The sequence below is a fragment of the Streptomyces sp. NPDC006335 genome, from assembly GCF_040612795.1.
Taxonomy (GTDB): domain Bacteria; phylum Actinomycetota; class Actinomycetes; order Streptomycetales; family Streptomycetaceae; genus Streptomyces.
Map to the genome: position 1 here is coordinate 422,333 of NZ_JBEXQX010000004.1, position 12,283 is coordinate 434,615.

At 68.7% G+C, this 12,283-nt stretch carries 8 protein-coding genes; 3 read left to right on the plus strand and 5 right to left on the minus strand.

All coding sequences use genetic code 11. The features are described from left to right. The first annotated feature begins 135 nt into the window (after positions 1-135). Complete coding sequence (locus ABZ098_RS15745) at positions 136-1,515, plus strand: glycoside hydrolase family 43 protein (RefSeq protein ID WP_356591216.1); 1,380 nt, start codon at positions 136-138, stop codon at positions 1,513-1,515. A gap of 138 nt (positions 1,516-1,653) precedes the next feature. Continuing rightward, on the plus strand, positions 1,654-3,492 hold the full coding sequence (locus tag ABZ098_RS15750; protein ID WP_356591218.1) for a TerD family protein: 1,839 nt from the start codon (positions 1,654-1,656) through the stop codon (positions 3,490-3,492). Positions 3,493-3,671: 179 nt separating this feature from the next. Here the strand turns inward: ABZ098_RS15750 and ABZ098_RS15755 are convergent, their stop codons facing one another. The 5 genes from ABZ098_RS15755 to ABZ098_RS15775 all read right to left on the minus strand — a co-directional run bounded on the left by ABZ098_RS15755 (position 3,672) and on the right by ABZ098_RS15775 (position 10,472). Next, entirely contained in the window at positions 3,672-6,149 is a 2,478-nt protein-coding gene (locus ABZ098_RS15755; protein WP_356591220.1) for a carbohydrate binding domain-containing protein, read from the minus strand. A 114-nt stretch (positions 6,150-6,263) separates the two neighbouring features. After that, positions 6,264-7,145, minus strand: coding sequence for a glycoside hydrolase family 43 protein (locus tag ABZ098_RS15760; RefSeq protein ID WP_356591222.1), 882 nt, complete (start codon positions 7,143-7,145; stop codon positions 6,264-6,266). Positions 7,146-7,292: 147 nt separating this feature from the next. After that, positions 7,293-8,207 carry a carbohydrate ABC transporter permease gene (locus tag ABZ098_RS15765; RefSeq protein WP_356591224.1) on the minus strand — a complete coding sequence of 305 codons (915 nt, stop codon included), beginning with the start codon at positions 8,205-8,207 and terminating at the stop codon, positions 7,293-7,295. A 15-nt stretch (positions 8,208-8,222) separates the two neighbouring features. Then, positions 8,223-9,095 (minus strand): sugar ABC transporter permease, encoded by an 873-nt coding sequence (locus tag ABZ098_RS15770; protein ID WP_356591226.1) that lies wholly within the window; start codon positions 9,093-9,095, stop codon positions 8,223-8,225. A 108-nt stretch (positions 9,096-9,203) separates the two neighbouring features. Beyond that, entirely contained in the window at positions 9,204-10,472 is a 1,269-nt protein-coding gene (locus tag ABZ098_RS15775) for an extracellular solute-binding protein (RefSeq protein ID WP_356591228.1), read from the minus strand. 370 nt (positions 10,473-10,842) lie between these two features. Here ABZ098_RS15775 and ABZ098_RS15780 point away from each other — a divergent pair, with 370 nt between their 5' ends. Then, the gene (locus tag ABZ098_RS15780; RefSeq protein ID WP_356591230.1) at positions 10,843-11,913 is read left to right on the plus strand and encodes a LacI family DNA-binding transcriptional regulator; all 1,071 of its coding nucleotides are present in this window, start codon (positions 10,843-10,845) and stop codon (positions 11,911-11,913) included. The last annotated feature ends 370 nt before the right edge of the window (positions 11,914-12,283 follow it).

Consider the following 12,283-nt stretch of genomic DNA (forward strand, 5'->3'; position numbering starts at 1 on the left):
TGCGCAAAGCATTGACTCGTGTATGCCTCGGCCCTACCTTCTGATCGACTTTCCGAACCTCGTTCGGAATATCGGACACCCCCACACCTTGGATCGCCAGAGCCGCGTCCTGTTCCTGTTCGAGGAGAGCCGCCCGTGACCACACGACCCCCCGCAGCGTCCCGCCGCACCCTGCTGCGCGCGATGGCGGCCCTGCCCGCCTCCGCCGTCCTGCTGGGCGAACTGCCCGGCACGGCCTTCGCCGCCGCCCCGCCGAGCGGTTCCGCGACCCGCTACACGATCGTGCCGTTCCTCAACAGCAACGACGGCACCGTGAACGTCTACCAGTCCGACGACGCCACGGACTTCCGGCTGCTCAAGTCCTCCGCCTACACCCCGCCCAGCAACAGGATCCGCGACGCGAGCGTCTTCAAGCACACCGACGGCTACTACTACCTCACGTACACGACCCACACCTGGCAGGACGTCAGCACCACGATCGGCTTCGCACGCAGCTCCGACCGGGCCAACTGGACCTTCCTGTACGACTACACGGTCCCCATCGCCAACCTGTCCCGCGCGTGGGCGCCGGAGTGGTTCGTCGACAGCGACGGCAGTGTGAACGTCATCGTGTCCTGCTCGGTCACCAGCGACGAGTGGATCTTCACCCCGTACCGACTGAGGGCGACCAACTCGGCGCTGACGGCCTGGAGTTCACCGGTCGCCCTGTCCGGCATCGGCGCGAACCACATCGACACGTACATCGTGCGCACCGGCTCGACGTACCACGCCTTCACGAAGAACGAGACGACCAAGTACATCGAGTACGCGACGGCGTCCTCCCTCACGGGCCCCTACACGATCACCAGGACCGGCGACTGGGCCGGCTGGGGCAGCTACCGCGAGGGCCCGTCCGTCATCCAGCTCGACAACGGCGGCTGGCGGATCTTCTTCGACGGCTACGGCGACGGCAAGTACTACTACAGCGACAGCTACGACACCTTCGCGACCTGGTCGGCCCCGACCGCGCTCCCGGTCGTCTCCGGCACCGCCCGCCACTTCACGGTCATCAAGGAGACGGTCTCCGGCGGCCCTTCGCTCGCGAAGAACGTCACCCGGTCCTTCCGGTCGGCCAACTACACCACCCGCTACTGGCAGAACCAGTCCTCGCTGCTCAACCTCCCGGTCGTGACCGCCTCCAGCACGGCCGCCGAGAAGACGGCGTCCACCTTCACGGTCGTCGCGGGCCTCGCCGACTCGAGCGGCTACTCCTTCCGCGACTCCTCCGGCAACTACCTGCGCCACTGGGACTTCCGCGGCCGCTTCGACGCCAACGACGGCACCTCGACCTTCGCCAGGGACGCGACGTTCATCGCCCGCACGGGTACGTCCTCGGGGGCGATCCGCTGGGAGTCGTACAACTATCCCGGGTACTACCTGCGCCACTACAACTACCAGCTCCGCGTGGAGCGGACGGCGGGGACGGACCTGTTCCGGCAGGACAGTTCCTTCGTGCCGGTGACGGCCTGGGCCTGAGCCGCACACGTTCTGCTCTCGGCTCTCCGCTGCGGAACCTCGACGAACGGCTCCCGGTGCGTGCGAAAATCCCCCTGATCGATCATCACCGTGGGGAGGGTGTGCTGCCCGCCGCGCACCGGGGGAGGGGAGCCTCGTATGGTCCTGCTGACGTCGAGCCCGAAATGGCCCACGTTTGCCGACTACGTCCACGACTGGGCGCTGGTGGACGTGGAGACGTCCGGGCTGAGACCGGGCCGGGACCGTGTCCTGTCCCTCGCGATCCTCACGTTGGACGCACACGGCAATCGGACGGGGGAGTTCTCCACGCTCCTGAACCCGGGTTGCGATCCGGGCCCGGTGCACATCCACGGCCTCACCTCCGCCCGGCTCGCAGGGGCTCCCACCTTCGAGACGATTGCGCCGCAGGTGAGGGAACTGCTCAGCAGTCGTGTCCTGGTCGCTCACAACGCCCAGTTCGACTACGACTTCCTGGCCCACGAGTTCGCTCACGCCCGATCCTGGGCGCCGGTCGGTAAGCGTTTGTGCACGCTGGCCCTCAACCGCCTGGTCGCACCCGCGACACCGGATCTCACGTTGGGCACGCTCGCCGAGCACTACGGCGTGCGCCAGGAGAAAGCCCACGACGCGCGGGACGACGTACGGGTGCTGTCCGGCATTCTGCGCGGTTCGTTGAGCGCGGCCGAGCGGCTGGGCCTTTCCCTGCCCCTTCTGGACTGCCCGCCGCGTCAGGACCACAAGCCGTACGTCCCCAAGACGCCGTGCGCGTACCGAAATCCGGGTCGGCTGGAGCCCGGTGGAACCCTCGCACAGGGCATGAAGGTCGCCATCACGGGGGACACCCGGGTCTCCCGCGAGGAACTGGTCGCCCGCTCGGTGGCGGCAGGGCTGAACGTGATGACCTCGGTCAGCGGCCAGACCAGCGTCGTCGTCACCAATGACCCCGGCGCCGGATCCGCCAAGCTCAATCGCGCCGCGGACGAGGGAGTTCCGGTCGTGGATGAGCCGACATTCCTGCGGCTGCTGGAGAGCGTGCGGCCCGGTCAGGCCAAGGGCACCGCCCGGCAGCGCCGTGCCGTGGAGACGCCCGCGAGCGTACCCACCGCACCGCCGGCGACGAGTCTTCCGGCACAGCGGACCGCGGCACCGACTCCCTCCCCTGCCGGTGCGGGTCGGTCGCTGACCGGCCGCAGGGTCCTGGTCCTGGGCGGCACCCACGACGAGGCGGCCGACGCGCGTGCGCGTGCTGTCGCCCTGGGAGCCTCCGTGGCGGTCAACCTCTCCGCGAGCGTGTCCGACGTCGTCGTGCTGCCCGGCGGCGAAGCGGACCGGCGCATGGCGCGCATCGCCACGCTCGGCCTCCCCGTCCACGACGCCGCCTGGCTGCTCGCACCCACCCCCACGCTCATGCCCGCGCCGGCACAGCAGGCGGCCGGAAACCCGCCGGACGCGGCAGCGGTACTGGTTCGAGGGGCTGTCATCGATCTGTCCGACACCGGCTCAGCCTGGACGGTGGCCGCCACATGGCGTCAGCAGACGGTCTGCGACGTGGACGTCGTCGCCTTCGCGGTCGACGCGAACGAACAGGTGCGAGGGGATGAGGACTTCGTCTTCTACGGCGCACCCGAGCACCCCGATGGCACGGTGAGCCTCGGCACGGACGGCCCGACCGAGCAGGCCGTCACCGCCGACCTGGAGCGCCTCCCCCTGGAGATCCACCGGGTGGTCGTCGCCGCCGCGATCGACGGTGCCGCGACTTTCTCCGAGGTCGGAGCCATCGAGATCGCCGTCACTTGCGGGGTCGGGGCTGCTCCGACCGCCCGGGCCACGCTCGACGCCGCCACCACCGAGCGCACCATGATCCTCGCCGAGATCTATCGCCGAGGAGAAGGCTGGCGGCTGCGTGCCGTCGGGCAGGGCTACGACTTTGGCCTGGCCGAACTGGCCCGTGGCTATGGCGTCGACATCGCCGCATAGGACAACAAAACGGAGTTCGCAGCCGGGATCGAGAGCCTGCTGACGGCCCTTCATCGGCGGCACACAGCCAAGAAGCGCAGCCGACCGCCGACCGCTCGTGATCGCACGCGCACGGCGGGCCGGATGTGTCCGGCCCGCCGTGCGTGAGGGAGGGTCCCTTCCTTCTCGGTCGGTGACGGTCAGGGGAGCTTGATCAGGGTGTAGTCGTCGCAGTAACCGGCGGACGAGCCGGCGTTCTTGTAGCAGTACGCCCCGGCCGAGGTGGCGGTGGCGCCCGTGGTGAAGAAGATGGGCTGCTGGGCGTAGGACGTGGTCGAGGTCCGCAGGTACGTCTCCGTGCCGCCGAAGCTCTTCACGCCGACCGCCACCTCCTCACCGGCGGTGGCCGCCTTGGCCCAGGCCGCCAGCAGGTAGGTGCCGCTGGAGGTGAGGCCGTTGACCGTCTGGATCGCGCCGCTGGAGCTTGCCGCGGTCTGCAGGGCGTACGTGCCGCTGCGGGCGTTCGACGCGACCACGCCGGACGCCGTTCCGGTGCTCTGGGCCCAGGGGCTCAGCGCGCCGGTCTCGAAGCCCGGGTTGGTGAGGGCGTTGGTGGCGGACGGCAGTGCCTCCACCGCGAGGTCGTCGCAGTAGCCGGCGCCCGTGCCGCCGGTGTTCTTCCAGCAGTAGACGGTGGCGGTGGTGCTGGAGGAGCCGGTGGTGAAGACGATCGCGCCCTGGGTGTACGACGTCGTCGCCACGTTGGTGAACGTCTCCGTGCCGCCGTAGTTCTTGACGCCTATGGCGAGGGTTTCGCCGGCGTTCGCCACCTTGGCCCAACCGGTCAGCAGATACGTGGTGTTGGGGCTCAGACCGGTCAGGTTCAGGTTGGCGCCGCTGCCGCTTGCCTGGGTGGTCAGCGCGTAGGTGCCGGTGCGGGCGTTGGAGGAGGTGACGGACGGTGCCGCCCCGCTGTTCACCCAGGGGCTCAACGTGCCGGTCTCGAAACCGGCGTTGGAGGCGAGGTTGCCGCCGGTGCCGTTGTACGCGCCGATGTTGGGCGCGGCCGTCGCGGAGACGGCGTTGCCGAAGGCGTCCTGGCCGCCGTTGCCGCTGATGACCGCGCCGGCCCTGACCACCGGCGAGGACGGGTGGATCTGGTAGGCGTTCGCGCCCGTGTAGGAGGACGAGCCGTTCGCGTTGCCCGGGTTGCGGAACTGAGGGTCGGCCGTGACCTTCGCCGCGTCGGCGGGTTCGGACGAGGGGTGGTTGCCGTAGAAGAGGTTGTTGGAGTAGACGGAGCCGGCGCTGGTGGTGAAGTAGCCGCCGGTGCCGTAGTTGAAGACGGCGTTGTTGCGGAAGGAGAGGGTTCCGGTGACGCTCCCGCCCTTGCGGGAGTAAAGGACCGGGGTGTTCAGGCTGCTCTTGTTGACGTAGATGCTGTTGTTGTAGATGAGCGGTACGGCGGACGAACTGCCGCTCTTGTTCGGGATGTTGCCGACGAAGTGGAAGACACCGGTGCCGTGGGTCGGGGTGCCGGAGGTGGGGCAGCCCGCGTTGGTGCCGTCGTTCTCGCTGATGTTGTAGCGGATCACCGTGCCGTCGCTGGGGACGGTCGAGGTGGGCTCGTTGGCGATGGAGAAGGGCGGCATGACGAGCATGAAGCCGCCGAGGTTCTGGTGGCTGTAGTTGTACTGGAACGTGGTGTTGTGGTTGCCCCAGTCCACGTCGTAGCCGGTGCCGTCGGCGCCGTTGACGTGGCAGTAGACCTCGTTGTTCTGGACGACGGTGTCGTTGCTGCCGGACATCCAGATGCCGGCCGAGGCGCCGTTGCAGTACTGGCCGGACGGCGGACAGGTGCTCTTGGCGCCGCCGTAGCCCGCCTTGTTGCCGTCGATGAGGGCACCGTCGTTCTTGACGACGAGGATGTCGTCGGCGCCGTCGTAGGTCATGGTGTTGTCGCGGATGACCGTGCCGGTGGTCAGGCCGGTGCCCTGGCCGTCCCCGTCCGGGGTGACGGCGACGGCGATGCGGTCGACGTGGTCGAAGGTGTTGTTCTCGACGACCACGTCGTCCCAGGTGGAGACGGGAGTGGTGTGGTTGGTCTGGATGCCCACGCCGGCGTTGGTGGCGTACCAGCCGCCGCCGTAGCCGGTGATGTCGTGGATGTACATGTCGTGCACCCGGATGTGGTGCAGGATCCCGCCGGAGGCGTTCTCCGCCAGCACGCCGGAGCGGTAGTTCGGCGAGGCGGCCGCGTTGGTCAGCTCCAGGCCGCCGATCTCCCAGTACTGCTGGTTGAGCAGGTGGATGACGGGGCCGGTGGCGCCGTTGGCGTTGATCACCGGCTTGGCGCCGGTGCCGTAGGAGCCCATGGTGATCGGGCTGCCGGAGGTGCCCGAGCCGCCCGGGGCGAGCTGGCCGGTGCAGGTGGTGCCGGCGGCGAACAGGATGCTGTCACCCGCGCCGAACGTGGTGCCGTTGACGCCGCTGACCGAGTTCCAGGGGCTGCTCTGTGTGCCGGTGCCGTTGGTGGCGGCCGAGCAGTCGACGTAGTAGGTGGTGCCCGCCGCCATCGCCGTGTGGGCCGGGACCAGGAGTGCTCCCGCCATCGTGGCGAGGAGAGCCAGGACGCGTGATGCCCGGCGGACCGGACGCGTCGGACTGCGACGCTTCATTGCGACGCTCCTTGCTGGGTGATCGAGTCTCCGCGCCGCCGATTGTGACGCGGACCTTCCTGCACCGGGCGGGTCGGCCGAGACGTGGACGCCCGCCCGGAATCCGTGGCCGCTCTACCGCGCCGGGAGCGAGGTCGGGAGGGGCGTCTCGAGGACGGAGGCGTGCCGCATGCCCGACGGCAGACTCAGGGAGACCGGCTCCCAGTCCACTCCGTCCGTGCTGCGGGCCGCTCCGTATCGCCCTTCGAGGAAGTGGTCGTAGATCATGATCCATTCGCCGTTCCGGCGGAACAGCGACGGGCCTTCCACCAAGGACGGCGTGACCGGTCCCTTGGACATGGTGTACGGGCCGCCGGGGACGTCGAAGGTGGTCACGTGGATGTCCTTGTGCGAGGTGGTGAGGTCGTTCACCCCGCGCTCGTCCTTGAAGGCCATGAGGAATCCGCCGCCGTCCGCCTCCCGCACGGTGGCGTCGATGACCGAGTGACCGGGGTCGAAGAAGAGGCTGGGCGCCGAGAAGGTGCGGAAGTCGTCGGTGGTGCGGTGCCAGATGCGGTGGTCCTGCCCGTTGTGCTCGAAGTCGCGGCCCTCCGCGGTGCCGCCCGGTTCGACGACCGACGACCAGATGAGGTGGTACAGGCCGGTCCGGCGGTCCAGGAAGAACTCCGGGGCCCAGGCGTTGAGGGCGCCCGCCACCGGGGCCATCGCCGGCAGGAGTCGCTGCTCGGACCAGTCGAGCAGGTCGGCGGAGGTGGCGTGGACGATGTGGGGGCTCGTCCAGCCGTCGGTGGCGAGCAGATGGAACAGGCCGTCGGGGCCGACCCCGATGAACGGATCCCGCAGTCTGCCGGTGCCGACCGTGCCCCGCAGGACGGGGTGGCCGTCGTTCACCGGCAGGAACGTTTCGCCGTCATGGCTGTAGGCCAGATGCAGTGCCTCGTCGGCGTCGGTGAAGTAGGAGACCACGTACATCGGCGGGGGGTCCTTCCAGGACATCAGGGGGAGGTCGGAGCGTGCGAGGTGCGTGCGGAGACGGTCGGGCGGGCAGGGCGGGGCACCCGGGACGTCGGCGGGTGAACCGGTGTGGGGTCCAGCGTCAGGAGCTCAAGGCCTCGGGCATCCGGATCTCGCGGAGCCCCGGAATCAGGCCTTGACGGCTCCGGCGGACATGCCGGCGACCACATGGCGCTGGAGGAAGATGAAGATCAGGAACAGCGGCAGGACGCCGAGCAGGGCGGCCGGGAACAGGGTCGTCGGCTGCACGGTGTGCGGGTCGATGAACGAGTAGGCGTTCACCATGACGGTCCGCTTGGCGGGGTCCTGGAGGAACACCAGGGGAACGATCAGGTCGTTCCAGACCTGGAGGCAGACGAAGGTCAGCAGCGTGCTGGTGATCGGGCGCAGCAGCGGCAGGATGATGGTGAAGAAGGTGCGGAAGGCTCCGCATCCGTCGAGCGCCGCGGCTTCCTCGATGTCCATGGGGATCGAGCGGATGAAGCTGGTGTAGAAGAACACGGCGACCGGCAGGTACATCGCCGTGTAGACGAAGACCACGCCCGCGTAGTTGTCCAGCAGGTTCAGGTCCCTCATCAGCAGGTACAGCGGCGCCACCACGACGAAGACCGGTACCGACGTGCCCAGGATGAACAGCCGGTACGCCCACGTCGACCAGCTCTGAGTGATGCGGGCCAGCGGGTAACTGGCCAGGGAGCCGAGCACGGTGATGCTCACGCAGGACAGGCCCGTGATGAGCAGCGTGTTCAGGGCGCTGCGTCCGTAGTGGATCTGTCCGAAGGCGTCGGAGAAGTTCTTCAGGGTGAAGGTGTGCGGGATGCCGAGCGGGGCCTGGGCGACGTCTGCCGCGGTGCGCAGCGAGGTGACGATGGTGAACAGGAACGGCAGGGCGAACACCAGCACGCCGAGGCAGAGCAGTGCGGTGCCCAGGGCGCCGGCCACCCCGCGCCGGGCGGTGCCGGACGACGCGCTGGACGTGCTGCGGGACGGTGGCCGGGGAGCGGCCCGCCGAGTCGTCCTGGGGGGAAGGGTGTTGGAGGTCATGTTGGTTTCCGCCCGTCAGATTCGTCGCTCGCGGAGGCGCAGCAGGGAGGAGGTGGCGCTGGACAGGACGACCACGGTCACCAGGAGGAGTACGGAGATGGCGACGCCGAAGGCGAACTTCCCGCCGCCGAAGACGTTCCGGTAGACGAGGGTGGTCAGCGTCTCGGTGGCTCCGGCCGGACCGCCGTTGGTGAGCACCAGGGGGAACTCGAAGACCTTGAGCGAGCCGATGAGGCTGAGGGTCACGTTCACGGTCAGCGCGGGGGCCAGCATCGGCCACTCCACGTTCCAGAACCGTCGCCAGCCGCCCGCTCCGTCGACCGCGGCCGCGTCGAGGAGCTCGGTCGGCACACTCATGTAGCCGGCCAGGAAGATGGCGCACGAATACCCCGCGAACATCCAGATGTTGACCGCGGCCACCGAGTACAGGGCGGTGGAGGTGTCGCCGAGCCAGACGTGCTGCAGCGAGTCGAGTCCGAACAGCCCCAGCATCGCGTTGATGCCGCCGTCCGGGGCGAACAGGTACGACCAGATGAAGGCTGCCATCACCGGTGAGACGAGGGTGGGGGTCAGCAGCACCACGCTGAGCGTTTTGCGGATCCTCGGCCGTCGGAAGAGCAGGCTCGCGAAGAGCAGACCGAGACCGTTCTGGACGATGACGACGACCGTCGCGTACAGGACGGTGTGCCACAGGGCCGCGGTGACGTCCGGGTCGTCGGCCATGGCCCGGTACTGGTCCGTGCCGACGAAGTGGGCGATCGGGCCGCCGAGGCTGTCGGTCATGCTCAGATAGACGCCGCGGGCCAGCGGGTACAGCATGAACGTGCCGTACACGGCGACCGCCGGCAGCAGGAAGGCGGCCATGGTGGCGCGCCGTCGGTGGAACACGGGGATTCTCCTCTTGCCCGAAGTGGCCGTGCGGGGTGCGGTCAGGAGTCGCTGACCGCAGCCCCCGCCACGGCTGACCAGGGGGCCGGATGGGCCGGGTCGGCCGGGCTACTTGGCGTTCGCCTCGGTCTGGATGTCCTTGAGCGTCTGCGCGGTAGAGGCCTTGCCCAGCAGGAACGCCTGGATCTTCGAGCCGATCGCGGTCTCGGCGGTCGCGCCGTACCAGGAGTTGGACGGCAGGATCCGGTAACGGCCTTCCCTGAAGGCGTCGGTGAAGGCCGTGGTCTCGGTGCCCTCGGGGCTCAGCCCACCCGTGAAGGGCGACTGCGCGTTCTCGGCCGCGAGGTACTTGGCGAGGTTCGCGTTCTGGGACCAGAAGTCGACGTACTTGCGTGCCGCGTCACCCTGCTGGGACTGGGAGTTGACGGCCCACATGGTGCCGGAGAAGAGCATCCCGTTGGGCTTGGTGCCCGCGGCACCGCCCGGCCAGGGGGCGAAGGAGACAGGGAATCCGGCCTTCTTGATGTTGGCGACCTGCCACGCGCCCTGGTACCAGAAGGCGCTCTTGCCGGCGCTGAAGTTCTGAGGGCCCTGCGACCACTCGTCGACGCCGAGCTCGTTCTTCCAGTTGATGTACCCCTTGTCCTCCAGGGTCTTCAGCTGGTCCAGCGGGCCCTGCCAGTCCGGGTCGAAGGAGGCCTTGCCGTCGAGGAAGTCGGCGTCCCACTGCTTGTTCTTCTGGTAGACGACGGTCGAGCCGCTCGCCTGCAAGACGGAGCTGCCGGTCCAGCCGGACTTGTCGGGCAGCGCGATGGGGTCGATGCCGGCCTTCTTGAGCTTGGCGAGGTCGGCGAGGAAGGTCGGCCAGTCGGCGGGGACCTCGGTGACGCCCACCTTCTTCAGCAGATCCATGTTGGCGTACAGACCGATGCCGATCAGCTCCATCGGCATGGCGAGCGTCTTGCCGTCGGACTGCGCGAAGGGCTTGGCGTCCGGGGCTATCCTGCCCGCCCACGACTCCTGGGACAGGTCGGCCAGGTAGCCGGAGGCGCCCCACTTCCTCATCTTGTCCGTGTCCACCATGATCACGTCACCGGCCTTGCCGCCGAGCAGCTCGGGCTGGAGCTTCTGGACGTAGGTGTCGTTCGCGGTGATGTACTCGAAGTCGATCTTGATCTTCGGGTGGGCCTTCTCGAACGCCTTGTTGATCTCCGCGACGTTCGCCGGCTCCGCGCCACCGCCCTTCCACGCCTCCACGTGCAGGGTCACGGTGCCGTCGCTCGACGCGCCGCTCGACCCGCTTCCGCACGCGGCCAGCGTCAACGCCATGGCCGCGACCGTGGTGGTGACCGCGATACGTCTCCCAGAATGCTTCATTGCACACCTCGTCCATCGTCGGCATGGACCGACTTGTCATGTATGTAGGGGATCGCTCCGCTCGGCCGTCTCCGTGTCGGTACAGCGCTGAAGCGGGTGAAAAGGGCCGGTGGACCCGAGTTGCGGCGATCGTTACCGCCGATGGCCGGGAACTGTAACGCAAAACTTAGGTGACATCTAGACGCAATCTCGCGTGGTGGCTGCGACCGACTGGAGGTGCCGCGCACCCTCCGCTCAACTGGCATGCGCCCGCTGACTCTTCAGCCTTATCGTTACAGTTTCCTGGAAGTTTCCCCGAGACCGTGGAAGAGTGACCCCGGATGGCCGGAGATCTGGTTCGGCTCAGGCTCGGCAGACAGAAGGAGTGGGAGTGACAGGGCGGGTGACCATCGCGCAGGTGGCCGAAGCGGCCGGCGTCTCCGCGATGACCGTGTCCAACGTCATGAACGGCAAGCCGGGGGCCTCCGAGGAGACCCGCCGCCGCGTCATGGAGGTCGCGGGCAGGCTCGGCTACCGGCCGAACGTCTCGGCCCGCAACCTCAAGGCCGGCCGCACCGGACTCGTCGGCCTCATCGCCCTGGACCTGACCAGCCAGTACGGACTGGAGATCCTGCGCGGGGTCGCCGACGAACTGGCCAGCGCCGAGCAGGAGTTGCTGGTCAACGCCTCCTACCACGACGCGGTGCGCGAGAAGGACCGGATCGAGTTCCTCGGGCGCGGGCTGGTCGACGGCGTCCTGATGATCGCGCCGGTCCTGGAGGACGAGACGGTGAAACTCCTCCGCCGCCAGAACCTCCCCTGTGTGGTCATCGACCCCCGGCGCATGGACGTACCGCTGCCCCGCCTGACCGTCGACAACTACCACGGCATGCGTGCCGGCACCCAGCACCTGATCGACCTGGGCCACACCCGGATCGCGTACCTCCGTGGCGAGGAGGACCTCGAGAGCACCTCCATCCGCTTCCAGGGCTTCGAGGACGCGATGCGGCTCGCCGGCCTGGAGGTGGACGAGAATCTGGTCGCGTCCTGCGACTTCTCCTACGCCTGCGGATTCCGGACGGCCACCCGCCTCATCACCGACCACGGCCCCACGGCGATCGTCGCGGGCGCCGACCTGATGGCCCTCGGCTCCATCGACGCCGCACGGGCGCTGGGACTGAACGTGCCGACCGACTTCTCGGTCGTCGGTTTCGACGACCTCCCCCAGGCGGCGCAGAGCTTCCCGGGCCTGACCACCGTGCGGCAGCCGCTGCACGACATGGGCCAGAAGGCGGCCCGCGCGCTGCTGTCCCTCATCGAGGGGCAGCAGCTGCTCATGGAGCACATGGAGGTGGGTACCGACCTCGTGCTGCGCAACTCCACCGCCCCGCCGCCCCCCGGAGGTGATGCTCCGGCACCGCGCGAGGCCGTACCAGCTCGTCGGGGACCGGGGCGGGCGTAAGGGCAGAGCACCCGAGCAGGCCGCGGAAACGGCAGTCGCCGCCGACTTGACCAGCGGCGACCCGGCGGCCGGAGCTGGGTCACCCTCGACGGTGTCTGCCCACCTCTCTGCCCAACCGGCCGACAGGCGGTCGGCAGGGCGCTGGGCGGCGGGCCTCTATTCGACGGCCCCGAGATCCCACTTCCGCGACAGCCGCTCCGGCTTCAGGACTCGAGAGACCACGCGCCCGGGACACGAAGTCATCGTGGTACTGGAAGACATCCCCGTGCCCGGTATCCGGGTGGAGGGGGATGAGTTCGCTGTGGGGCAGGCGGGCGGCCAGGTCGAGTGTGTTCGGGCTGGGCGCCATCCGGTCGTCCTAGCCGTTCGC